General features: G+C 70.0%; 21 protein-coding genes. 11 read left to right on the top strand and 10 right to left on the bottom strand.

All coding sequences use genetic code 11. The features are described 5' to 3' along the window. Positions 1 to 194 precede the first annotated feature (194 nt). On the top strand, positions 195 to 2,345 hold the full coding sequence (locus Mterra_RS06745) for a 1,4-alpha-glucan branching protein (protein WP_119314493.1): 2,151 nt from the start codon (positions 195 to 197) through the stop codon (positions 2,343 to 2,345). A 277-nt stretch (positions 2,346 to 2,622) separates the two neighbouring features. Here Mterra_RS06745 and Mterra_RS06740 read toward each other — a convergent pair whose 3' ends face one another. Continuing rightward, on the bottom strand, positions 2,623 to 3,159 hold the full coding sequence (locus Mterra_RS06740; RefSeq protein ID WP_119314492.1) for an inorganic diphosphatase: 537 nt from the start codon (positions 3,157 to 3,159) through the stop codon (positions 2,623 to 2,625). Positions 3,160 to 3,370: 211 nt separating this feature from the next. Here Mterra_RS06740 and recF point away from each other — a divergent pair, with 211 nt between their 5' ends. Next, entirely contained in the window at positions 3,371 to 4,393 is a 1,023-nt protein-coding gene (gene recF / locus Mterra_RS06735; protein ID WP_119314491.1) for a DNA replication/repair protein RecF, read from the top strand. 59 nt (positions 4,394 to 4,452) lie between these two features. Here recF and Mterra_RS06730 read toward each other — a convergent pair whose 3' ends face one another. Genes Mterra_RS06730 through Mterra_RS06720 form a run of 3 tightly spaced genes read right to left on the bottom strand, consistent with a single transcriptional unit; the run spans position 4,453 to position 7,181 of the window. After that, entirely contained in the window at positions 4,453 to 5,205 is a 753-nt protein-coding gene (locus Mterra_RS06730) for a sulfite exporter TauE/SafE family protein (protein WP_119314490.1), read from the bottom strand. A gap of 12 nt (positions 5,206 to 5,217) precedes the next feature. Then, complete coding sequence (locus Mterra_RS06725; RefSeq protein ID WP_119314489.1) at positions 5,218 to 6,846, bottom strand: SulP family inorganic anion transporter; 1,629 nt, start codon at positions 6,844 to 6,846, stop codon at positions 5,218 to 5,220. Further along, on the bottom strand, positions 6,846 to 7,181 hold the full coding sequence (locus Mterra_RS06720; protein WP_119314488.1) for an ArsR/SmtB family transcription factor: 336 nt from the start codon (positions 7,179 to 7,181) through the stop codon (positions 6,846 to 6,848). Before Mterra_RS06720 ends, Mterra_RS06725 begins: the two co-directional genes overlap by 1 nt. Positions 7,182 to 7,296: 115 nt before the next feature. Here Mterra_RS06720 and Mterra_RS06715 point away from each other — a divergent pair, with 115 nt between their 5' ends. Both Mterra_RS06715 and Mterra_RS06710 read left to right on the top strand, forming a co-directional pair. Next, positions 7,297 to 8,103 (top strand): DciA family protein, encoded by an 807-nt coding sequence (locus tag Mterra_RS06715; protein WP_119314487.1) that lies wholly within the window; start codon positions 7,297 to 7,299, stop codon positions 8,101 to 8,103. Between the two features lie 51 nt (positions 8,104 to 8,154). After that, positions 8,155 to 9,114, top strand: coding sequence for a branched-chain amino acid transaminase (locus tag Mterra_RS06710; RefSeq protein WP_119314486.1), 960 nt, complete (start codon positions 8,155 to 8,157; stop codon positions 9,112 to 9,114). 197 nt (positions 9,115 to 9,311) lie between these two features. Here Mterra_RS06710 and Mterra_RS06705 read toward each other — a convergent pair whose 3' ends face one another. Both Mterra_RS06705 and Mterra_RS06700 read right to left on the bottom strand, forming a co-directional pair. Continuing rightward, positions 9,312 to 10,361, bottom strand: coding sequence for a M48 family metallopeptidase (locus tag Mterra_RS06705; protein ID WP_218022893.1), 1,050 nt, complete (start codon positions 10,359 to 10,361; stop codon positions 9,312 to 9,314). A 6-nt stretch (positions 10,362 to 10,367) separates the two neighbouring features. Further along, positions 10,368 to 11,639 carry a YjgN family protein gene (locus tag Mterra_RS06700; RefSeq protein ID WP_119314485.1) on the bottom strand — a complete coding sequence of 424 codons (1,272 nt, stop codon included), beginning with the start codon at positions 11,637 to 11,639 and terminating at the stop codon, positions 10,368 to 10,370. 262 nt (positions 11,640 to 11,901) lie between these two features. On the opposite strand from Mterra_RS06700, the gene Mterra_RS06695 reads away from it, so the two are divergent. From Mterra_RS06695 to trpD, 6 genes are all read left to right on the top strand, one after another. After that, entirely contained in the window at positions 11,902 to 13,737 is a 1,836-nt protein-coding gene (locus Mterra_RS06695) for an ABC transporter ATP-binding protein (RefSeq protein WP_119314484.1), read from the top strand. Positions 13,738 to 13,912: 175 nt separating this feature from the next. Further along, complete coding sequence (gene trpE, locus Mterra_RS06690) at positions 13,913 to 15,328, top strand: anthranilate synthase component I (protein ID WP_119314483.1); 1,416 nt, start codon at positions 13,913 to 13,915, stop codon at positions 15,326 to 15,328. Positions 15,329 to 15,407: 79 nt separating this feature from the next. Continuing rightward, the gene (trpS, locus tag Mterra_RS06685; RefSeq protein ID WP_119314482.1) at positions 15,408 to 16,412 is read left to right on the top strand and encodes a tryptophan--tRNA ligase; all 1,005 of its coding nucleotides are present in this window, start codon (positions 15,408 to 15,410) and stop codon (positions 16,410 to 16,412) included. Beyond that, positions 16,409 to 16,987, top strand: coding sequence for an anthranilate synthase component II (locus Mterra_RS06680; RefSeq protein WP_119314481.1), 579 nt, complete (start codon positions 16,409 to 16,411; stop codon positions 16,985 to 16,987). The genes trpS and Mterra_RS06680 overlap by 4 nt, the downstream gene beginning before the upstream one ends. Before the next feature lie 57 nt (positions 16,988 to 17,044). Further along, positions 17,045 to 17,866: a glycosyltransferase family 2 protein gene (locus Mterra_RS06675; protein WP_119314480.1), complete on the top strand. Its 822-nt coding sequence runs from the start codon at positions 17,045 to 17,047 to the stop codon at positions 17,864 to 17,866. A 17-nt stretch (positions 17,867 to 17,883) separates the two neighbouring features. Continuing rightward, complete coding sequence (gene trpD, locus Mterra_RS06670; protein WP_119314479.1) at positions 17,884 to 18,885, top strand: anthranilate phosphoribosyltransferase; 1,002 nt, start codon at positions 17,884 to 17,886, stop codon at positions 18,883 to 18,885. Positions 18,886 to 19,104: 219 nt separating this feature from the next. Here trpD and Mterra_RS06665 read toward each other — a convergent pair whose 3' ends face one another. Beyond that, the gene (locus Mterra_RS06665; protein WP_119314478.1) at positions 19,105 to 20,217 is read right to left on the bottom strand and encodes a type IV pilus twitching motility protein PilT; all 1,113 of its coding nucleotides are present in this window, start codon (positions 20,215 to 20,217) and stop codon (positions 19,105 to 19,107) included. Between the two features lie 125 nt (positions 20,218 to 20,342). On the opposite strand from Mterra_RS06665, the gene Mterra_RS06660 reads away from it, so the two are divergent. Beyond that, positions 20,343 to 20,774, top strand: a complete 432-nt coding sequence (locus Mterra_RS06660) for a universal stress protein (RefSeq protein ID WP_119314477.1) — start codon at positions 20,343 to 20,345, stop codon at positions 20,772 to 20,774. A 192-nt stretch (positions 20,775 to 20,966) separates the two neighbouring features. Here Mterra_RS06660 and Mterra_RS06655 read toward each other — a convergent pair whose 3' ends face one another. From Mterra_RS06655 to Mterra_RS06645, 3 genes are all read right to left on the bottom strand, one after another. Beyond that, complete coding sequence (locus tag Mterra_RS06655; RefSeq protein ID WP_170159575.1) at positions 20,967 to 21,599, bottom strand: GntR family transcriptional regulator; 633 nt, start codon at positions 21,597 to 21,599, stop codon at positions 20,967 to 20,969. After that, complete coding sequence (locus tag Mterra_RS06650; protein WP_119314475.1) at positions 21,596 to 22,555, bottom strand: threonine ammonia-lyase; 960 nt, start codon at positions 22,553 to 22,555, stop codon at positions 21,596 to 21,598. The genes Mterra_RS06655 and Mterra_RS06650 overlap by 4 nt, the downstream gene beginning before the upstream one ends. Positions 22,556 to 22,704: 149 nt before the next feature. Beyond that, positions 22,705 to 23,237: M20/M25/M40 family metallo-hydrolase (locus tag Mterra_RS06645; protein ID WP_119314474.1), on the bottom strand; the 533-nt coding region annotated here is incomplete at its 5' end.

Genomic DNA, 23,237 nt, shown 5'->3' with positions numbered 1-23,237 from the left:
GGTCATCTTCGGCGACGCGCGGCTCGAGCAGCCCATCCGGCGGGCCCTGGCCGGGGCGGGCACCGTGGTGCATTAAGGCTTGCTCCGCCCGGGGCGGGGGCGGGCCCGGCCCGTGACTATAGTCCTGGTCGTACTTTGTGCGACAGTCGTAGAAATGCTTCCATGAGAAGTCTTAAGGGTAGAATGCTGGGGCTATGACGCGGTTCGTGTTGGTCCTGCACTCCCACCTCCCGTACGTGCGCGCGCACGGGATGTGGCCCTTCGGCGAGGAGACGCTGTACGAAGCCATCGCCGAGGTGTACCTGCCCCTCGCCCGGATGTTGGAGCGCCTCGAGGCCGACCGCGTTGCGGCCCCCATGACCATCGGCCTCACGCCGATCCTCACCGAGCAGCTCGCCGACGCCAAGGTCAAGGAGGGCTTCCTGCAGTACTGCCAGGACCGGCTGGTGCGGGCCGAGGACGACCTGGCGCGCTACCAGGCCACCGACCTCGCGGCCTCGGCGGCCCACCAGGCGGCGTACTGGCAGGAGACCTACGAGCACTACCAGCGCCTGGGCGGCGACGTGGTGGGCTTCTTCGCCCGGGCCCAGGAGCGGGGCCAGATCGAGGTCATCACCTCCTCGGCCACCCACGGCTACTCGCCGCTGCTGGGCTCGGACACCGCGCTGTGGGGCCAGATCAAGACCGGGACCGACGCCTACCGCCGCCACTACCGCCGCGAGGCCACCGGCTACTGGATGCCCGAGATGGCCTACCGCCCCAAAGGCCACTGGCAGCCCCCGGTCGAGGGGGCCAAGCCGGGGATGCGGGCCGGGGTGGACGAGCTGCTGTACAAGGCCGGCATCCGCTACACCTTCGTGGACGCCCACCTCGTGCAGGGCGGGCAGAGCCTGTCGCCCCAGATCGGGCCGTACGGGCAGCTCGAGCCCGTCGAGCTCGTCGAGTCGAGCGACGCGGTCTACCAGGTGCACGAGCTCGAGTCGGGCCTGCGGGTGATGGCCCGCAACCAGGAGACCGCGCTGCAGGTGTGGAGCGCCGACTACGGCTACCCCGGCGACGGGGCCTACCGCGAGTTCCACCGCAAGGACCCCATCTCCGGCCTGCACCACCACCGCGTCACCCACCGCAAGGCGGGCCTGGGCGAGAAGGAGCCCTACTACCCCGACGAGGCCTTCAAGCGCACCAAGGAGCACGCCCGCCACTTCGTGGGCGTGGTCGAGGGGCTGGCCCACAAGCACCCCGACGGGGTGATCTGCGCGGCCTACGACGCCGAGCTCTTCGGCCACTGGTGGTACGAGGGCCCGGCCTGGCTCGAGGCCGTCTTCCGCGAGCTCGCCCGCTCCAAGGCCGTCAAGGCCATGACCGCCCGCGAGGCCGTGCGCGGCAAGGCCGTGCGCACCGCGCTGCCCGAGGGGAGCTGGGGGCGCGGCGGCCACCACGACGTGTGGCTCAACCGCGAGACCCACGACTTCTGGCGGCTGGTCTACCGCGCCGAGCACCAGATGGTCGCCGCCGTGCAGCGCTTCGGCCGCGACCAGAACGGCAAGCGCCGCGCCCTGCGCCAGCTCATGCGCGAGCTGTTGCTGCTGGAGTCCTCCGACTGGCCCTTCCTCATCGACACCGGCCAGGCGGTCGAGTACGCCCGCGAGCGCTACGAGGACCACGCCGCCCGCTTCGCCGAGATCTACCAGATGCTGCGCGACGACCGCATCGACATCGGCCGCCTGGCCGAGCTCGAGGCCCTCGACAACCCCTTCCCCGAGGCCGACCCCAGCCTCTACGCCGCCGGCGACCAGGACGTGAGCGCGAAGAACCTGGTCGCGGAGCTGCTCGAGGCCACCTACCCCGCCCGCATGGCCCGCCGTGCCGCCAACAAGGCCGCCTACGGCAGACTCCCCGACTACCAGAGCCTGCGCAACACCCTGCAAGAAGACGAGCCCCCGCCCGTGGTCTACGAGTCCGAGGCCCAGGAGCCCGGCGAACCCCCTGCCGGGCTTGGCGAAAAAAAAATGACCCAATTGGCTGAGGCCATTCCATCTTCGGCGAGCGGCGTCACCGGAACCCGCGCTAAGGCGCCCGCCGGCAAGGCGAAGCCGTCCGAGGCCAAGGCCGAGCCTGAAGCCGGAACCGCGGAGCTCGAGCCCACAGCCCGCGACGTCTTCACCCGGATCAAGGGCATCGGCCCCACCTACCAGAAGCGCCTCTACGAAGCCGGCGTGCTCACCTTCGCCCAGCTCGCCAAGCTCAAGCCCGCCAGGCTCCTGCAGATCGTGCAGGCGCGGGTCAAGGTGGACGCCGAAGCCTGGATCGCCGAGGCCAAAGCGCTCTCCAAGAAGAGGGAGTAGCGCAAGCCGCCCCGCCACTGCAGGCATGGCGGGTGGCGGGGCGGCTTGCGGCTCGTCGGGGGTCGAGGGTCTAGGCCCAGGGCGTACGGCGTACGACGTAGGACATGCGTCTCGCGTTTCGCGTACGGCGTAATACCAGGTTTGGGTGGATCGTCTCCCATCGGGAGGCTATCCACCCCGACCGAAGGGAGTGCCCTGGGCTTCACAAAGATGTACCTCTGACGGATTTGAAGAGTATCTTTGTGAAGCCGGTATAAGACGCCCGCCCCGCGTTCAGCTATCGGCTATCGCCACCCTTATACCGCTCGATGCACGCCTGCACTTCGGCCATGGCCCGGTCGCGGCCTTCCCAGCCCGTGACCTTGACCCACTTGCCCTTGTGGGCCTCGAGCGCCTTGTAGGTCTCGAAGAAGTTCTGGATCTCGGCCTTGGTGGCCTCGGGCACGTCGGCGAGGTCTTTGATGTGGTCCCAGCGGGGGTCTTCGGCCACCACGCCCAAAATCTTGGCGTCGCCGCCCTTCTCGTCCTGCATGTCCACCATGCCGATGATGCGCACGTCCACCACCACGCCCGGGAGCAGGGGGTAGGTGGAGAGGATCACGCCGTCGAGGGGGTCGCCGTCTTCGGCCAGGGTGGAGGGGATGAAGCCGTAGTCGCCGGGGTAGGACTGTGCGGTAGGCAGCACCCGGTCGAGCTTGATCACGCCGAGGTCGGGGTCGTACTCGTACTTGTTGGTCGAGCCCCGGGGGATCTCGATGACCATGTGGACGATCTCGGGAGCTTTCTTGCCAACGGGCAACGCCTTGAGGTTCATAGCGAGGCCATTCTAACAGCCGGTGATTGTCGAACGCCGGCGCTGGGGGGCGGGTTGTGCGTCTGATACGGGTCGTACGTCCTACGTCGTACGCCTCGACCCTATACCCTCGACGAGCCGCGAGCCACACGCTACTAGCCACTGGCCCATCTCCGCCCAAAAGCATCCTTCGTCATTGAGCGTTTGGCCGTTTGCGTTTAGCCTGTAGCTCGTGCGTCTTTTGCGGTTGCGGCAGAGCAACTTTCGCAATCTGGTGACTGCCGAGTTCGCGCCGGGGCCGGGGCTGTCCACGCTGGTGGGGGGGAACGCGCAGGGGAAGACCAACCTCCTCGAGGCCATCTTCCTGGCCTTGGGCGGCGAGCTGAAGAACGGCATGATGGAGCGGGTGCGCTTCGGGCAGGGCGAGGCCCGGCTGCTGGCGGAGGTGGAGACCACCTTCGGCTCCAGCCGCCTCGAGACCCGGCTCTCGCAGGGCGGGCGCGAGGTCTACCTCAACGAGTCCTCGGCCAGCCTGCGCGAGCTGGCGCAGCTCCCCGGGGCGGTGCTGCTGGGCCCGGACGACCTCGAGCTCGTCCTGGGCGCCCCCGAGGAGCGCCGCCGCTTCCTCGACCTCCTGCTCTCGCGCTTCTCGGCCCGCTACCGCGCCATCCTCTCGCAGTACAACCGCGCCCTGCAGCAGCGCAACGCCCTCTTGAAGATGGGCGGGGCGGGGATCGGGGTGTGGAACCAGGAGCTCGTCAAGTACGGCAGCGAGATCCTCAACCTGCGCCGCCGCATCCTGGGCAAGCTCAAGCCGCTGGCCCGTGACGCCTACGCCGAGCTCGCCCCCGGCGAGCTCGCCCTCGAGCTCTTCGAGACTGTGGACCCCGCCCACTTCCTGCAGGCCCTGGAGAGCGGCCTGCAGGACGACCTCCAGCGCGGCGTGACCTCGGTGGGCCCCCACCGCGACGACCTCAACATCCTGCTGGGGGGCCTCGAGGCCGGCAAGTACGCCAGCCGCGGCGAGGCCCGCAGCATCACCCTGGCGTTGCGCCTGGCGGAGCACCGCCTGCTGTGGGCCCACCACGACGAGGCCCCGCTGCTCTTGGTGGACGAGTGGCACACCGAGCTCGACGCCCGCCGCCGCCAGGCGCTGCTCAACTACGCCGAGAGCCTGCCCCAGGCCATCCTGGCGGGGCTCGAGGCGCCCAGCATGGGCCGGATGATCCCCATCGAGGCGGGGGTGTGGGGCTGAGGGGTAGGCCGCCGGTGGCTGATGGCCGATAGCCGTGTAGGGAAAACACAGGAACCGCTCTACGCAGGCAGCAGCAGGCGCAGCCCGCCGACCAGCGCCAGCCACAGCACCATCAGCTCGAAGGCCCGCTGGGGGGTGCGGCGCAGCATCCAGCGGCCCAGCACCGCCCCCGCCAGCACCAGCGGCACCAGCAGCAGGTTGAAGCGCAGGGAGTCCCAGGTGATGAGGCCTAAGCCGGCGGCGAAGGGCACCTTGAAGCTGTTGACCGCCAGGAAGAACCAGGCGTTGACCACCACGAACTCGAGCTTCCCCATCCGCATCGCCAGCAGGTAGAAGGCCATGAAGGGCCCCGCCGCGTTGGCGATCATGGTGGTGACGCCCGCCGCCGTGCCCATGCCGGCGGTGAACAGCACGGAGGCGCCGGAGGGGGCGGGGGCGGCCGGGCGCCCCCAGAAGCGCTGGGCGAGCTGGTAGAGCGTCATGCCCACGATCAGCACGCCGATCACCAGCCGCAGCCCGGCGTCGTCGATGCGGCCCAGCAGCCCCCAGCCCAGCAGCACGCCCAAGGCGGTCCAGGGGAACAGGCGCAGCAGCAGGCGCCAGTCGGGGCGCTGGTGCAGCAGCCACACCGCCAGCACGTCGGCGCAGATCAGCACCGGCAACAAAGCGCCCGTGGACTCGCGGGCCGGGAAGACCTGGGCGAAGAGGGCCACCGCCAGCGTCACCCCGCCGGGAAGGCCGGTCTTGGAGGCCCCCACGATCAGCGCGGCCAGGGCGACGAGGAACCAGTGGAGGGGGCTCAACTCCGTCACGCCTGATTCTATTCAGGCGCCGCCGGCCCGCGCCGGGCGGTTGCGCTCGACGTGGCTCCAGGCGTGGGCGATGGCGGCGTCGGTGGTCTCGAAGAGGTGGCGGCCGTGGGCGGTGACCTCGTCGAGGAGCCCCATGCGCTCGAGCACCGCCCTCGGCTGCGGCTGCAAGCCCGAGACCAGGAACTTCACGCCCTTGCGCTCGAGGGCTTCTTTCATCGTCTGGAGGGCGTTGGCCCCGCTGGCGTCGATGACCTTGACCCGGCGCATCCTCAGGATCAGCACGTCCACGTCCTTGACCTGGGTCAGGCTCTGGATGAACTCCCCGGCGGCCGCGAAGAACAGCGGCCCCTCCACCCGGAAGGCCACCACCCGCTCGCGCAGCAGGTCGTGGTCTACGGCCAGGTGGGCGGGCACCGAGGGGCTGAGGTCCATCGGCTCGACGCTGAGGGTGTTCTTCATGCGCTGGATGAAGAGGACCCCGGCCAGCACCAGCCCCGCCTCGATAGCCAGCACCAGGTCGAAGGCCACCGTCACGCCCATGGTCACGAGCATGGTGCTGAGGTCGCTCTTGGTCGAGCGCAGGATGGCCCGCACCGCCTCCCACTCCACCATCCGCGCCGCCGTGACCATCAAGATGCCCGCCAAGGCCGCCAGGGGGATCCCCCGGGCCAAAGGGCCCAGCGAGAGCACCACCAGCAGCAGAAACAGCGCGTGCAGGATGCCCGCGAGCCGGGTCTGGCCGCCCGAGCGCACGTTGACGGCGGTGCGGGCGATGGCCCCGGTGGCCGGGATCCCGCCGAAGAGCGGGGCCACGAGGTTGGCTAGGCCCGAGCCGATGAGCTCGCGGTCGGGGTCGTGCTTCTCGCGGACGGTCATGCTGTCGGCCACCACCGCCGAGAGCAGGCTCTCGATCCCCGCCAGCAGCGCCACCGCCAGGGCCGGGCTGAAGAGCTTGCTGACGTCGCTGAGGCTCCACTCCGGCAGGCGCGGCGCGGGGAGCGTGGCGGGGATGTCCCCGACGCGCGGGACCTCCGGGAACGCCAGGCTCGCCAGCGTCACCGCGGCGAGGGCCACGATGCTGCCGGGGACGCGCCTGGCGTAGCGGCCCCACGCCACGACGATCGCGACGGTGAGCAGGGTCAGGAGGACGGTGGCGAGTTGGGGCTGCTGGAGGTAGGCCCGCAGCGCCTCCCACGTCACGCCCAGGACGTGCTCGCCCTTGGGGGTAGGCACCCCCAGCAGCGCGGGGACCTGCTGCAGGAAGATCACGACGGCGATGCCGTTGGTGAAGCCGGTGACCACGGGGTAGGGGATCAGGCTCACCAGGCGGCCCAGCCGCAGCAGCCCGGAGGCCAGCAGGAGGAGGCCGGCCATGATCCCCACCAGAAAGACCTTGTCCACGCCGTACTGCGCGACGATGGGCAGCAGCACCACGGTCATGGCCCCGGTGGGCCCGGTGATGTTGTAGCGCGAGCCGCCGAAGGCCAGGGCCAGCGGCAGGGCCACCACCCCCACGGTGAGCCCGGCCAGCAGGTCCTGCTGGAACTTGCCCAGGCTGTAGTCGCGCAGCTCCCTGCGCCAGGCCTCGAGCGGGTTGAGCAGGGCCAGGCTGCCGGCCCAGGGCGGGCTCTTCTCGGCCATCAAGCGCCGGCCTCTTCCCGGATCTGCGCCAGCAGGGCCCCCGACTGGGCGAGCTGGCGCTCGAAGATGGCGCGCCCGAGGTCGAGGAAGGCGTACACGTCGGGGTCGGCGGTGCGGTAGTAGACGCTGGTGCCCTCCTTGCGGGCCTCCACGAAGCCGCGCTGGCGCAGGACGCCGAGCTGCTGGGAGAGGCTGGGCTGCTCGAGGCCCAGCTCCTCCACCAGCCGGCCCACGCTCTTCTCGCCCTCGCGCAGCGCGTCGAGGACGGCGAGGCGCACGGGGTGGCCCAGGGCTTTGAAGAACTCGGCCTTGAAGCGGTGCAGGGCAGAAGGCATGTGAATTAGTATATTCGAATAACCAAATGTTTCAATAAACCGGCGATGGCCGGCCGTCTTAATCCATCCGGGCGCGGCGCTGGAAAGGGGCGGCCGGCCGGTAGACTATGGAGCCGTGGGCAAGCCTCGACGCATCAGCGACCTCTTAGGGCAGGCCCTCAAGCAGCACGGCCTCGAGTCCGGCTTCAAGCGCGGCGCGGCGCTGGCGTTGTGGCCCGAGATCGCGGGCGAGAGCCTCAGCCAGCTAACCGAAGCCGAGCGGCTGGAAGACGGCGTGCTCTACGTGCGCGTCTGCGACTCGGTGGTGGGCCACCAGCTCACCTACATGCGCGAGGAGTTCCTGCGGCGCTACCGCGAGAAGCTGCCGGGCGCGGTGCACGAGCTGCGCTTCAGCGTGGGGCGGCCCAGCAAGGGCCAGAAGAAGGCCCAGCCCGAGATCGTGCCCCTGCCCGCGCTCTCCTCGGAGGAGGAGGACCGCCTGCGGGCGCTGGCCCAGCAGATGCCCGAGGCCCTGCAGGGCGCCATCTACAAGGCCGCCCGGGCCGTGGTGCGGCGGCAGAAGGCCAGCCCGCACCCCCCCTGCGTCGTCTGCGGCTCCCCCAGCCCGGAGAACCCCTGCAAGAGCTGCCAGCGGATGCTCAAAGACCCCCTCATCGAGAAGGAGGCCCGCCGCCTGACCCGCCGCCCCCTGAGCGGCCGCCTCGACGGGGAGATGCTGCTGGCCGCGCGCTACCTGGCCGGGCGCGACCTCGAGGCCCAGCTGCGCGAGCTGCTGCCGCAGGTGGTGCGCGAGCCCCAGCTCCTGCCCATGCTCCAGGACACCGCCCGGCGCTTCCTGCAGCTCCAGACGGGCCAGAAGGATGTGACGGCTTATCGTCACCTGCTGCCCGAAACGCTACAGTCGCTGCTGAAAGAAGTATGATCGGGGCATCGGCTGCGCCAGGGCCGCGATAGGCTGGCACATGGAGGAACGATGTCCACCGAGATCAAACCCAAGTCGTACGGCGGCGAGACCCGGATGAAGGCGGGCCTGATCTGGTTCAACGGCCAATTGGTGCCCCAGGAGGAGGCCAAGGTCAGCGTGCTGACCCACGCCCTGCACTACGGCACCAGCGTCTTCGAGGGCATCCGGGCCTACGAGACCCCCAAGGGCCCGGCGGTCTTCCGCCTCGACGAGCACGTCGAGCGGCTGTTCCACTCGGCCAAGGTCATGATGATGGAGATCCCCTTCACCCCCCAGGCCGTGCGGGAGGGGATCTTGCAGGTCGTGCGCGAGAACGGCTACAAGAGCTGCTACATCCGGCCGCTGGCCTGGATGGGGGCCGGCAGCCTGGGCGTCAACCCCCTGCCCAACAACCCCGCCGAGGTGATGATCGCGGCCTGGGAGTGGGGCACCTACCTGGGCGACGAGGCCGTGCGCAAGGGCGCGAAGCTGGTGACCTCGAGCTGGGCCCGCTTCCCCGCCAACGTCTTCCCCGGCAAGGCCAAGATCGGGGGCAACTACGTCAACAGCGCCCTCGCCCGCATCGAGGCCCACCACGCCGGGGCCGACGAGGCCCTGCTGCTCGACAAGGAGGGCTACGTGGCCGAGGGCTCGGGCGAGAACATCTTCTTCCTGCGCGGCGGCACCCTCTACGCCGTCGAGCACGGCGTCAACCTCATGGGCATCACCCGCGACTCGGTCATGACCATCGCCCGCGACCTGGGCTACGAGGTGCGCGAGGTGCGCGCCACCCGTGACCAGCTCTACATGGCCGACGAGGTGTTCATGGTCGGCACCGCCGCCGAGGTCACCCCCGTCTCCTTCCTCGACCGCCGTCCCATCGGCCAGGGCGTCGCGGGCGAGCACACCATGCGCCTGCGCAAGGCGTACCTCGAGGCCGTGCAGGGGCAGAACCCCAAGTACGAGGCGTGGTTGACGTACGCGGGTTAGGGGTGAACGCCTAACGCCGAGCGCTGATAGCTGATAGCCGGACGCCGGGCGCGGGTCGTACGTCTTACGTCGTACGCCGGACGCAAAACGCAAAACGCGAGACCCGAAACGTGAGGGGCCAGGGGGGATAAACCCTCCCCGACTGCGGGGAGGGCCACAGGCTACGGGCTGACCGCCGGCGGCTGATAGCTGAGGGCTTATCGCTTCCCGTTTCCCGTTCCCTCCTCCATCCTCCGCAACCGCTCCATGCGCTCCGGTGTCGCGGGGTGGGTGGAGAGGAGGTCGGGGAGGGAGGCGTCGTGGGCCTGGGCGAGGCGGTGGAGGACGTTTTGTAGGGGTCTGGTGGTGCCGTAGTGGCGCAGCAGGTAGGCCCCGGCGGTGCGGTCGGCCTCGAGCTCGAAGCCGCGGGAGTAGCCGTTGTTGACCAGCACCGCGGGCAGCGAGGCGCCCAGCGAGGTCACCGAGGTCACGTCGCCCACCAGGATCGAGACCATCACGAACACGCCCAGGCCCTGGTAGAGCTGGCGGAGGCTGTGGCGGTGAATTACGTGGCCCACTTCGTGGGCCATCACGCCCACGAGCTCGCGGTCGTCCTGGGCCAGGTGCACCAGGCCGTCGGTGAAGACGACGACGCCCGAGGGCAGGGCGAAGGCGTTGGGGCCCAGCTTGGGGGAGCTGCGGAACTCGAGCCGGTAGCTATACCCCCCGCCCACGTCGCCCGCGACGCGGGCGAAGGCGGCCTCGAGCTCGCGCCGGCGGGCGGGGGGGAGCTTGGAGGGCTCGAGGAATTGCTCGTCGAGGACCTTGAGGGCTTGCCGGCTGATGGGCTCGGTCACGGCGACCGGGGTGGCGAAGGCGGCCTGGGCGGCCAGGAAGGGCAGGCCCCAGCGCACGAAGGCCCAGCTAAAGAGCACCAGGCCCGCCATGCAGGCCACCACCAGCCTCCACTGCGCCTCGAGGCGGTGCACCCAGGTCAGGCCCCGGTTGAGGCCGAGCCGGGCCTCCAGCCGCTCCACCGCCTGGCGGTCGTCGGTCTCCAGGCGGCCCTCCTCGGGCAGCCGGATCACCCGCCGGGCCTGCCCCAGCGGGGGGTTGACGCGGCAGTGCTCGATGAGGGGCTCCAGGCTCACCCCCTCCCCCGCCACCCGCAGGCGGCGGCCGTCGAAGCGCACCCGCACGGGGTGGGCCCGCGAGCTCCTGCCGTCGAAGTAGAAAGCCCCGAACTCGAGGTCGCTCATCGGCTCCATCCTGCCCTAAAGCCCCACGTCGATGTTGAAGAAGTCGGCGGCGGCCTCGCCCACGCTGCCCTCGCGCACCCTGCCCGCGGCGGCGGTGAACTCCTCGAGGTCGCCGTAGCTCACCACGGCCAGGCGCTCGAGGACGTGCTTGGTGTAGCGCACCTTGGCCCAGGGGATCGCCAGCCCCAGCGTGAAGACGATCGCCAGGAAGTTGCTGACGCTCAGCCAGACCAGGTCCCGGGTCCGGAGGTTGCTCACGAAGCGCAGCTTGCCCAGCGCGGTCTTCTGCCAGGTGTGGTTGGCGAGGCTGGCGTAGATGTGCTGCTGCACCGCCAGCATGCCCAGCACCAGCACCAAGTACCCCAGGAAGAGGCCGCCGAACACGGAGCCCGTGACCAGCGGGCCGAAGTCGCCGCCCAGGACCGCCAGCCCGCCCGAGGCGAAGAGGACCACCGCGAACAGCGCGTACACGCCCAGGCCCATCAGCGCGGCGACGACGTAGGTCGCGTAAAAAGCCCCCACCTCCCCGCCGAACTGCGCCCGGGTAGCCCCCAAAGCGGCGTTGCCGAAGACGTACTGCCGCTGGCGCCAGCGCACGTAGGGCACCAGCAGGCCCAGCGTGAGGGGCGTGAGCAGGGGCAGCAGGAAGTAGCTCAGGTAGCTCTGGCCCAGCGTGCCGTGGAAGCGGAAGCGGATGTTGCGGTAGGCCGAGTTGTAGGCCGTGAAGCGCAGCGACTGGTACAGCAGCCACGGCAGCAACACGAAGCCCAGCACCATCAGGAGCAGGCTGGCCTCGGGGGCGAAGTACTGCAGCAGGTAGTACGCCAGCAGCCCGCCCCCCACGATCAGGTGGCCCTTGAGCACGTGGACGGGCTCGGCCAGGTACTCGAAGGGGTGCCCGGCCAGGAAGGTGTGGCTGTAGAAGTACTGCCGTGCCCGCACCTTGGCCCAGGCGTAATAAATCCCCAGCGTCACCACGCTCAGGAAGAGGTTGACGACCCAGATGCGGAAGAACTCCCCCGCCGAGCCGGTGAAGGTGAAGCGGTGGTACTGCAGCCGGGGCGGGGCCACCGCCGTGAGCGGGGGCGGCTCGAGCACCGCCTGCGCCGCGTGGGGCGCTTCGGGGCCCAGCGGCCTGGCGGGGGGCGGAGGCTCGAGCAGACGGGCGTTCTCCGGGGCCAGCAGCAGGCGCTTCTTGGCCTCGTGGTATTCCTGCGGGGTGAGCTTGCCCGCGCGAAACTCCTCCCCTAGCCGCAGCAGTTCCTCCGAAAGCCTGGTGGTGTCCATAGCGCTTGGTGTCCCCTCCAATAAGGTTCTTCCTGCCCTGCCATCCCGCCGCCGGCCGCTCGCTACGCCTGTCCAGTCCGAGAAATCTCCCGCCGCTTCACGCCACGGTCACGCGGGCCAAACCCATTGTATGGAATGAGGCGGGGTATTAATGGTCATCGGAGGAATTGGCGACAGGACGGGCCTCCGGCGGAATGGTGCGGGCCGGCGGTGCCTGAATTAAAAACTAACTCCAGCAAATTATGCTATGGTGGCAGAACCCATGGCGGCGAAAACCCGGCGTAGCGAACTCAGGAAGCAGCAGCAGGTTCTTTTCAGGTCCACCCTCGAGCTGTGGCGGGCGGCGCGGCTGGAGGTCGGGCTCTACGCGCTGCTGCAGGTGGTGCAGGGGGTCATCCCCGCGGCCACGCTCTACCTCACCAAGCTGACCGTGGACGGGGTGGTGGCGCTGGCGCAGGGGCAGGAGGCTTCGATCGGGGAGCTCACCTTCTTGTGGGTGCTCGCCCTGGCGGTGGGGGCGGTGGTCGCGCCCGTCGCCCAGGTGCTCCAGGGCAACGCCTCCGACAAGTGCACCGCCCACATCAACCTGCGGCTGATGGACAAGTCGCGCGACCTGGCGGGGCTGGAGGTGCTCGAGGACGCCCGCTTCTACGACGACCTCAACGTGCTGCAAAGCCAGGCCCCCTACCGCCCGATGAACCTGCTGGTCACGCTGGCCTACCTGCTGCGCGGGTTCACCACGCTGCTGAGCCTGGCGGCGGTGCTGCTGGCGCTGGGCTGGTGGGTGCCGCTGCTGGTGCTGGCGGGGTCGCTGCCCCAGGCGCTCGTGACCTACCGGCTGCGCCGGGCCGGTTGGAACGCCATGGTCCAGAGCACCCCCGAGGCCAGGGCCATGGCCTACGACCAGCGGGTCGCCCTCAGCCACGCCTTCGCCCACGAGGTGCGGCTGTACGGGCTGCTCGAGTGGCTGCAGGGCCGCTACCTGCAAAGCTTCCAGGCCTACCACCGCACCCTGCGCAAGAGCCGCAACGACCAGGCCTTCAAGGTGCTGCCCCACACCCTGCTCTCCATCGCCGGGGGCGGCTCGGCCTTCGCCTGGACCGCCTGGCAGGCCCAGCAGGGCAACCTGGGCGTGGGGGCGCTGGTGGTGGTGGTGCAGGGCCTCGCCCGGGCCCAGAGCACCGTGCTCGAGATCATCGACATGTTCGGCCTGCTCGCGGGCCAGCACCTCGCCTTCTTCGAGAAGTACCTCGACTTCCTCGCCGTCGAGCCCCAGGTGCGCCACCCCGAGCGCCCCAGGCCCCTGCCCGCCCTCACGCCCGAGATCGCCTTCGAGAACGTGTCCTTCCGCTACCCCGACGGCCGGGCGGCGCTCGAGGGCGTCAGCTTCCGCGTCCGGCCCGGCGAGACGGTGGCGCTGGTGGGCGAGAACGGCGCGGGCAAGACCACGCTGGTCAAGCTGCTGCTGCGCTTTTACGACGTGAGCGAGGGCCGCGTCCTCGTCGGCGGGATCGACCTGCGCGAGCTGGACCTGCGGGAGTGGCGTCGCCGGGCGGGGGCGGTGTTCCAGGACTTCGGGCGCTACGCCTACACCGTGCGGGAGAACGTCACCCTGGCGGGCCTCGAGCACGCCCGCGACCTGGGGCGGCTCGAGCGGGCCGTCCTCCAGGCGGGCTTCGAGCGCGTGGTGGACGAGCTGCCGCAGGGCCTCGACACCCGGCTGGGCAAGGAGTTCGACGGGACGGAGCTGTCCGGGGGCCAGTGGCAGAAGCTCGCCATCGCCCGGGCGCTCTTCCGCGACGCCCAGGTGCTCATCCTCGACGAGCCCACCGCCGCGCTCGACCCCCGCTCGGAGTCGGCCATCTACGAGCGCTTCGCCGCGATGGCCCGCGGCCGCACCACCCTGCTCATCACCCACCGCCTGGCGAGCGTGCGCATGGCCGACCGCATCCTGGTGCTCAAGCAGGGCCGCTTGATCGAGGAGGGCAGCCACGAGCAGCTCATGGCGCTGGGCGGGGAGTACGCCGAGCTGTGGCGGATGCAGGCCGAGAAGTACGCCGAGCCCGCGGAACTGGCCCGGCCGGCGGCCGGTTCCTGAGCGGCCCTTGCACAATCCGGGCCGAGCGCCTACACTCGGATGCAAATGGTACGCGCTCTTACCGTGAAGGGTTGGTGGTGGCCTAGGTAGCCCTGGGACGGTAGAGCTTCGTACCCCTAGGGCGTTTCGACCTAGGGGCTTTTTTTATTTGGCGAAGGGAGCACAGATGCGCACGATGGAGCAGACTAGACCCACCGTTCCGGTGAAGAAGACGCTGCTGGCCGACCTCGAGACCCCCGTCTCGGCCTACCTCAAGCTCTCGGAGAAGACCACCCCGAGCTTCTTGCTCGAGTCGGTGGAGGGGGGCAAAGCCTGGGCCCGCTGGAGCTTCGTGGGCATCGGGGCGCGGCGCACCTTCCGGCTCAAGGACGGGGTGATGACGATCAACGGCGAGGCGGTCGCGGCCACCGACCCCCTGCGCACGCTCTACGGGGCCGTCCACCGCCCCACCCGGCCCGACCCCGACCTGCCCATCTTCTGGGGCGGCGCGGTGGGCTACGCCGCCTACGACCTCATCCGCCACTACGAGAAGCTGCCCGCGCTCAAGCCCGACCTGCTGGGCATCCCCGACCTGCTCTTCGTCGAGCCCGAGGTGCTGGTGGTCTTCGACCAGTTCAAGCAGCAGATGCACCTCGTCGCCCCGGCGGAGGAGGGGGACGCGGCCTCGAGGGCCGACGCCCTGGAGCGCATCGCCTGGGCCGAGAAGAAGCTGGGCGGCCCCATGCCCGGGGTGCCCGGCGAGCGGGCCGGGCGGCGGCTGGAGTTCAGCCACAACGTCACGCAGGCCGAGTACGAGGCCATGGTGGAGAAAGCACTCGAGTACATCCGCGCGGGCGACGTCTTCCAGGTGGTGCCCAGCCTGCGCATGTCGGCGCCCCTGAACGTGCACCCCTTCGCCGTCTACCGGGCGCTGCGCTCGGTCAACCCCAGCCCTTACATGGGCTTCCTCGAGCTCGGCGAGGTCACGCTGGTCTCGTGCAGCCCCGAGAGCCTGCTGCGCTCCGACGGGCGCAAGGTGGTCACCCGCCCCATCGCCGGCACCCGCCGCCGGGGTCAGGACGCCGCCGAAGACCAGGCCCTCGCCGCCGAGCTCCTCTCCGACGAGAAGGAGCGGGCCGAGCACGTCATGCTCGTGGACCTCTCCCGCAACGACCTGGGCCGGGTCTGCCGCTACGGCACCGTGCGCCCCACCCAGCTCATGAGCGTGGAGAACTACTCGCACGTCATGCACATCGTCTCGACCGTGGAGGGCGAGCTGCGCGAGGACATGAGCCCCCTCGACGCCCTGGCCTCGGTGCTGCCGATGGGCACGGTCTCGGGGGCCCCCAAGATCCGGGCCATGGAGATCATCGAGGAGCTCGAGCCCTCCCGCCGCGGCGCCTACGGCGGCAGCTTCGGCTACGTGGCCTACGACGGCCACATGGACGTGGCCCTGACGCTGCGCACCATCGTGGTAGCCAACGAGCAGATCCACATCCAGGCCGGGGCGGGGGTGGTCTACGACTCCAACCCCACCAGCGAGTACCAGGAGTGCCTGAGCAAGGCCAAGGCCATGTTGAGGGCCGTTCAGATGGCCGAGGAGGGCTTATGAGCGCCAGGTTCGCGGGGTCCGTAGGGACGACGCGCGCGTCGTCCCTACGGCGGGCCCCGAGGCACGCGAGGGGGCCGGCATGCGGCGCGTCCTGACCGGCATCCGCCCCACCGGCCACCTCCACGTGGGCCACTACTTCGGCATGCTCCGCCAGACCGCCGAACTCCAGGACCACTTCGAGACCTTCGTCATGATCGCCGACGTGCAGGCCCTCACCGACAACTTCCACCAGCCGCAGAAGGTGCGGGCGATGGTGCTCGAGGTGGCCTACGACGTCATCGCCAGCGGCTTAGACCCCCGGCGCTCGACGCTGTTCATCCAGTCGCTGATCCCCGAGATCGCCGAGCTGACGGTGTTCTACGGCAACCTGGTGACGGTCGCCAGGCTCCAGCAAAACCCCACCGTCAAGACCGAGATCGCGCAGAAGCGCGCGCTGTTCGGGGATTCGGTCACCTACGGCTTCCTGGGCTACCCCGTCTCGCAGGCCGCCGACATCACCGCCTTCGACGCCGACTTAGTGCCGGTGGGCGACGACCAGTTGCCCCAGCTCGAGCAGACCCGCGAGATCGTGCGCAGGTTCAACCGCATCTACGGCCCCACCCTCAAGGAGCCCCAGGCCCGCGTGCTCGACACCGCCCGCGTCCGGGGGCTCGACGGCGACGCCAAGATGGGCAAGAGCCTGGGCAACGCCCTCTTCCTCTGCGACCCGCCCGAGCAGACCGCCCGAAAGGTGGCCGGCGCCCTCACCGACCCGCAGAAGCAGCGCCTGGGCGACCCTGGCCGGCCGGAGGTGTGCACGGTGTTCGAGTACCACGGGCTGTTCAGCCGGGAAAAGCTGGCTTCCATCGCTACGGAGTGCCGCTCGGGGGCGCGGGGCTGCGTGGCCTGCAAGCGCGAGCTGGCGGGTGGGGCCAACGCCTTCTTAGGGCCCCTGCGGGCGAGGCGGGCGGAGCTCGAGGCCCGCCCCGGCGAGGTGCTGGAGATCCTGATGGAGGGCACCCGCAAGGCGCGGGCCGTCGCGCGGGGAGTCCTGGCGCGGGTCAAGGAGCGCATGCACCTGGACTACCTGGGAGGGGCGGCATGAAGCGGATCCTGATGATCGACAACTACGACTCCTTCACCTACAACCTGGTGCAGTACCTGGGCGAGCTGGGCGCGGAACTCACGGTGTGGCGCAACGACCGCTTCGCGCTCGAGGACGTCGCCGCCTTCGACCCCGACGGCATCGTGGTCTCTCCCGGCCCCTGCACGCCCAAGGAGGCCGGGCTCTCGGTGCCGCTGATCCGGCGCTACGCGCCCGAGTACCCCATCCTGGGCGTGTGCCTGGGCCACCAGAGCATCGGGGAGGCCTTCGGGGCGCGGGTGGTGCGGCACCGGCTGATCGTGCACGGCAAGACCAGCCCCATCGAGCACGACGGCAGCGGGGTGTTCGCCCACTTGCCCACCCCCTTCACCGCCACCCGCTACCACTCGCTGGTGGTGGAAGACCTGCCCGAGGAGCTGCAGGCCAACGCCTGGGTGGACGAGCCGGTAGGCCGCACGGTGATGGGCCTGCGCCACCGCGACTACCCCACCTTCGGGGTGCAGTTCCACCCCGAGTCGGTGCTGACCGAAGGCGGCAAGCAGATGCTGGCGAACTTCCTGGAGATATGCCGGTAGCCAACGCGATCAGCTATGGGCTATCGGCCATGAGCCAAGGTTATTAAGCTATCAGCCATGATCTCCGTCATCGTCCCCCTCCACCCCGTCGAGGACCGGCGGGAACTGCTCGAGGCCAAGCTCCGCGCCCTCGAGGGGCAGGGCGAGCTCGAGGTCGTCCTCGTCGGCAGCACGCCGCACCCCTACGCCTTCCTCGACGCGTACAAGCCGCCTTACCCTCTGCGTACAATTCACGACCCCCAGGCCGGCAGCGCCGGGCACAAGCGCAACCGGGGGGCCGCCGCCGCCAAGGGCGAGCACCTGATCTTCTCCGACGACGACGTGGTGCCCGAGCCGGGCTGGCTCGAGGCCTTCCGCCAGGCCTTCGCCCGCGAGGCCGCGGTCTACCTGGGCGGCTTCCGCTTCCGGGAGGGCCACGCCTGGAAGCCGGCCCTGCGCTTCGGCCGGGTGGGCTTCAACAACGTCAACGGGGTCGCGCTGGGGATGCCGCGCGCCCTCTTCGAGCGGGTCGGGGGCTTCGCGGAGTGGCTCGAGGGCTACGGCGGGGAGGACCTCGAGTTCGGCTACCGGCTGGCGAGGGCCGGGATCCCGCTGCGCTACCTGCCCCAGGCCCAGGCGCGTCACCTCGGCCCCACCCCCGCCCGCGACCTGCTCAAGGCCCGCCAGGCCGGGGCCCAGGCCGCCCGCATCGCCCGCTACCACAAAGACCCCAAGCTGGCGCTCGAGCTGGGCGTGCACCCGGCGCAGCTCGTGCTCAAGATGACCACCCTGCCCTGGATGAAGGGCCTGCTGGGCTACACCGGCGACTACGAGCTGGCCTACGCCTGGGGTGCCTGGGAGACGCGCTACGACCCGCCGCCGAGCGGCCAGCAGGCCTGAGCCCTGTCGGGAGAGCTATGGACGTACTGAAGAAAGCCCTATCCGGTGAGCCTTTATCCCGGGAAGAAGCCCGCGCCCTGATGGGCCGCATCATGGCGGGCGAGCTGACCCCGGCGCAGATGGCCGGCGTGCTGGTGGCCCTGCGGGTGCGGGGGGAGACGCTCGAGGAGATCACCGGCTTCGCCGAGGGGATGCGCGAGGCGGCGGTGACGATCCGGGTCTCGCGCAAGCCGCTGGTGGACGTCGTGGGCACGGGGGGCATCGCCCCCGACGCCTTCAACATCTCCACGACCTCCTGCTTCGTGGTGGCGGCGGGCGGCGTGGCCGTCGCCAAGCACGGCAACCGATTGGCCTCCTCGCGCTCGGGGTCCTTCGACCTGCTCGAGGCCCTGGGCGTGCGGCTCGACACCCCGGTGGAGCGGGTGGCCGAGGGGATCGAGGCGCTGGGCATCGGCTTCCTCTTCGCCCGCAACCACCACCCCGCCATGCGCCACGTGGCCCCGGTGCGCGCCGAGCTGGGCGTGCGCACGGTGTTCAACATCCTGGGCCCGCTCACCAACCCCGCCTACGCCAGCCACTACGTGCTGGGGGTGTACACCCCGGCGCTGCTCGAGACCTTCGCCAACGCCGCGCGCAAGCTGGGCGCCGAGGCCGCGCTGGTGGTCCACGGCGACGGCCTCGACGACTTCGGGCTGTGGAACAACCAGCTCGCCGAGCTCCACAACGGCTCGGTGCGCCGCTACAGCCTCGCCCCCGGCGAGGTGGGCCTGCCCAGCGCCACCTACGACCAGATCACCGGCGGCACCCCCCAGGAGAACGCCGTCACCGCCCGCGCCATCCTCTGCGGCCAGGAGCGCGGCCCCCGCCGCGACGCCGTAGCCCTCACCGCCGGGGCGGCCTTCTACATCACCGGCAAGACCCCCAGCATCGCCCAGGGCGTCGCCCTGGCCCAGGAGGTGCTCGACAGCGGCGCGGGGCTGGAGCTGCTCGAGCGCCTGGTGCGCTTCACGCAGGGTTGAAGAGGTCGATGGTCGAACGCCCAACGTCGAACGCTTAACGCAATACGCAATACGCAATACGTCGATGGTCGATAGCGGGGGCCAGAGGCGGGGCGGGCACGGGGGCCCGCCCCTACGAAAGGTGTTTCGCGTCTTGCGTTTTGCGTACGACGTACGACGTAGGACGTACGACTGGCATTTAGCGTTTGGCGTTTAGCGTTCGGCGCTCAACTATCGACGTCAGAAGATCTGCGTCAACCCCAGGCTCGGCGTCGAGGTCCCCCGCTCCTGGTCGATCTTCATGGCCTGCACCTTGAAGTGCTGGCGGCTGGTGGCGTTGACCATGCCGGTCTCGTAGTCGATGAGCCCGTCGCGGTAGAGGTCGGCGAGGTGGTCGTCGAAGGTCTGCATGCCGTCGAGGCGCGACTCGCGGATGGCCTCGTAGATCTGGGAGGTGCGCTCGGGGTCTTTGATCATGTCGCGGATGCGCAGCGTGCCCTTGAGGATCTCCATCGCCGCGACCCGGCCGCCGCCCATGCGGGGCAGAAGCTTCTGCGAGATGATGCCCACCAGGCTCTCGGCGAAGAGGATGCGGGCCACGTCGCGCTCGTGCGGGGGGAAGAGGTCGAGCAGGCGGTTGATGGTGCGCACCGAGTCCTGGGTGTGCATGGTGGAGAAGACCAGGTGGCCGGTCTGGGCGGCCTCGAGCGCCGCCGCCGCGGTCTCGTGGTCGCGGATCTCCCCGATCATGATGGTGTCGGGGTCCTGGCGCATGGCCGCGACGAGGGCCTCGTGGAAGCCCAGGGTGTCGCTGCCGAGCTCGCGCTGCACGATGATCGAGCGCTTGGGCTTGAAGAGGTACTCGATGGGGTCCTCGATGGTGACGATCATCTCCGCGTGGCGGGTGTTGATCTCCTCGAGGATGCGCGCCAGCGTCGTGGACTTGCCCGAGCCCGTAGGCCCGGTGACGAGCACCAGCCCCTTCTCCTGGTTGGAGAAGAAGTCCAGGCTCTCCTGGGTGAGCGCGCACATCTTCAGCTTCTCCTCGTCGGAGTTGATCACGCGCATCACCACGCTGATGGAGCCTCGCTGCTTGAAGAGGTTGACGCGGAAACGGGCCACCCCGGGCAGGCTGTAGGCCAGGTCCACCTGGTGCCGCTCCTCGAAACGCTGCTTGTGCTGCGGGGTGCACAGCACGTCCACCAGCGAGGCGGTGTACTGGGGCGGGAGCTTGGTCTGGCCTAGGGGGGTCAGCCGGCCGTGGATACGGACCATGGGCGGCAATCCCACGTGCAGGTGCAGATCCGACGCACCCTGGGCGACAATGCTGGCGAGCATCTCCTGAAAGGTCATACCTCGTTCAGTCTGACAGGCCTTTTCATAATTCCTGGTACATTCGTCACCGACCTTCCGCTCTACACTCAGAACACAAAGGGAGCCCCGGCGAGGAGCCTCTATAGGCTCCAGGAGGAGGGAACATGTACAAACGCGTGCTCATGCCGACCGACGGAAGCGCCTGCAGCCTGGCGGCGATCCGGGAGGGCCTCGAGGTCGCCAAGACCCTGGGCGCGGAGGTCACCTTCTTGTACGTGCTGGAGAACCCCACCGGCCTGTGGATGGCCCCCGAGAGCGGCGCCTACGTCCAAGAGCTCGTCCAGGACCTCAAGACCGCGGGCCAAACCGCGCTTAGCGAGGCCGAGAAGCTGGCTAAGGAGGCCGGGGTGCCCTCCAGCGGCAAGCTGCGCGAGGGCAACGCCACCGCCACCATCGTGGACGAGGCCAAGAACTACGACCTTCTGGTGATGGGCACCCACGGCCGCACCGGCCTCGACAAGCTTCTGCTGGGCTCGGTGACCGAAGGCGTGCTGCACCGCACCAACCGGCCCGTGCTGGTGGTGCGGAGCCGGTGAAGAGCTAGCAGCCGTCAGCTCGTGGCTCGTGGTTGCCCCGCCCCCGTCCCTCCCCGCGGGCGGGGAGGGTTTATCCCCCCCAGCCCCCCTTGCTAAGGGGGGTGACAAGGCGCCCCGCGTACAGCGTACGACGTACGGCGTACGACGCACGACCCGCGCCCGGCTATCGACCCTCGACCCTATACACCCCGTTCATATTCCTTGCCGCAGCTTCAGCAGCACCGCCTCCATCCCGAAGCGCCAGTTGGCCGCCAGTTTATCCACAGCCTTGTCCACATCCCCCTGGCGCAGCGCCCCGGCGACCTCGCGGTGCTGCCCGACCGAGAGGGCGATGAGGCTGGGGTCTTGCATGTAGAGGCGCTCGTAGCGCTGCACGGTGCGGCGCAGGCCCTCGAGCGTGCCCAGCAGGCGCTGGTTGGGGCAGCGGGAGAGGAGGGTGCGGTGCCAGAGGGCGTCGAGCCGGCGGGCCTGGTCCTGGGCGGCCTGGGCGAGGGCCTGGTTGTGGCGCTCGAGCTCGGGCAGCACCGACGCCACCAGGGCGCCGCTGGAGCGCAGGGCCAGCCCCTCGAGGGTCCAGAGCATGGGGTAGACCTCCTCCACCTCCTGCTCGCTCAAGGGCTGCACGCTGAAGCCCCGCGCCAGGTCGTGGCGCACGAAGCCCTCGCGCTCGAGCCGGAACAGCGCCTCGCGCAGCGGGGTGCGGCTGACGCCCAGCTCTTCGGCCAGGCGCGACTCCACCACGCGGCCGCCGGGGGGGAGGGCGGCCTCGAGGATCTGCTCGAGCAGCAGCGCGTACACGTCGGCGCGGCGGGGGGCGCGGCTCATCCCAGCCATTCCCTGACCTGCTGCGGCGTGAGGTTGCCCCCGCACAGCACCGTCGCGACCCGCCGGCCCCGGAAACGCTCGCCGTGGGCCAGCAAGGCCCCCACCCCCACCGCGCCGGAGGGCTCGACCACCAGCCCCAGGTGGCGGTGCAGCCGGCGCATGGCCTCCAGCGTCACCGCGTCCTCGACCAGCAAGACGTCGTCCACCACGCCCCGCAGGTCCTCGAGGGCCTCCGGCACCGGCAGCCGCACGCCGATGCCGTCGGCGACGGTGTGGATGCGCTCGTGGGTAACCAGGCGGCCGCTGCGCCAGGACTGCTCCATGGCCGGGGCCCCCGCCGCGCACACCCCGATCACCGCCACCTCGGGGCGATGGGCCTTGACCCAGTGCCCGACCCCCGCCAGCAGCGCCCCGTTGCCCAGCGGCACCAGCAGCGCGTCGAGGGGCTGGGGGTAGCGCAACAGCTCGAGGCCGATGGTCCCCGCCCCGATGGTGGGCTCCACGTCGCGGCTGTCCTCCACGAAGACCGCGCCGACGTGGGCGGCGTAGGCCTTGGCCGCCAGTTTGGCGGCGTCGAAGTCCTCCCCCTCCAGCCGCAGCCCGGCGCCCAGCGCGCGCATGCGCTCGAGCTTGAGCGCATTGGCGTTGACGGAGGCGAAGACCGTGAGCGGCACCCCGTGCTTGCGGGCCGCGTAGGCCATCCCCTGCCCGAAGTTCCCCGCCGAGGCGCAGACCACCGGCGCGGGGCCCTTGGCCCCCACGTGCCGCTGCATGAAGCAGTCGGCGCCCCGGCCCTTGAAGGAGCGGATGGGGTTGACGGTTTCCACCTTGACCACCACCTCGACCCCCAACTCCGCCGAGAGGGACTCGGCCAAGAACTGCGGCGAGTTCAGGAACACGGGGTCAATGCTGCGGCTGGCGGCCTCGATGGCTTGAAGGGAGATTCTTGAACTCATGGTTCCTCCAATGGACTCGCTGCGGGAGTCGCCGGTAGCTGATCGCCCAATGCGCGGTGGTGTGGGTCGTACGTCGTACGCGAGACGCCAAACGCAAGACGCAAAACGCTTCGGCCATCGACTATCAGCTACCGACTATCGACGTCTTCTCAAGCGCAGAACTCGCGGGCGGTCTCGAGGTAGACGCGGGCGCAGTGCTCCACCGAGTCCAGGTCCACCCACTCCTCCGCCGCGTGCGCCCCGGCCCCGCGCGGCCCGAAGAGCAGCGTGGGGATGCCGGCGGTGGAGAGCACCGCGCAGTCGGTCCAGAAGGGGAGGCCCCTGACCTCGGGCTCGTGGCCGAGTTCCGCCCGCGCCTTGGCCCGCAGCAGGCCCAGGATGGGCTCGGACTCGGGGAACTCGTGGGGGCGGCGCTCGAGCCCCCTCCGCAGGCGGTAGCGGAAGGCGGGGTCTTCGGCGGCGAGGCGCTTCAGCACCTCCTCCACCTCGCGCTCGACGTTCTCGGCGCTCTCGCCGGGGACGGTGCGGCGCTCGAGGGCGAGCTTGCAGGAGGCGGGGTAGCTGGAGAGCTCCTGGCCGCCCTCGATCAGCGAGGCGTGCAGCGAGGGGGTGCCCAGCAGGAGCTGGAGCGGGTAGCCCGCCAGGCGCCGCTCGAGCCAGCCCCGCACCCGCGCCTCCGCCC

It is taken from the genome of Calidithermus terrae (assembly GCF_003574345.1).
GTDB classification, from domain to species: Bacteria; Deinococcota; Deinococci; order Deinococcales; family Thermaceae; genus Calidithermus; species Calidithermus chliarophilus.
Note: the sequence above shows the minus strand (reverse complement) of the source record. Positions and strands in the feature narration are given on the sequence as shown.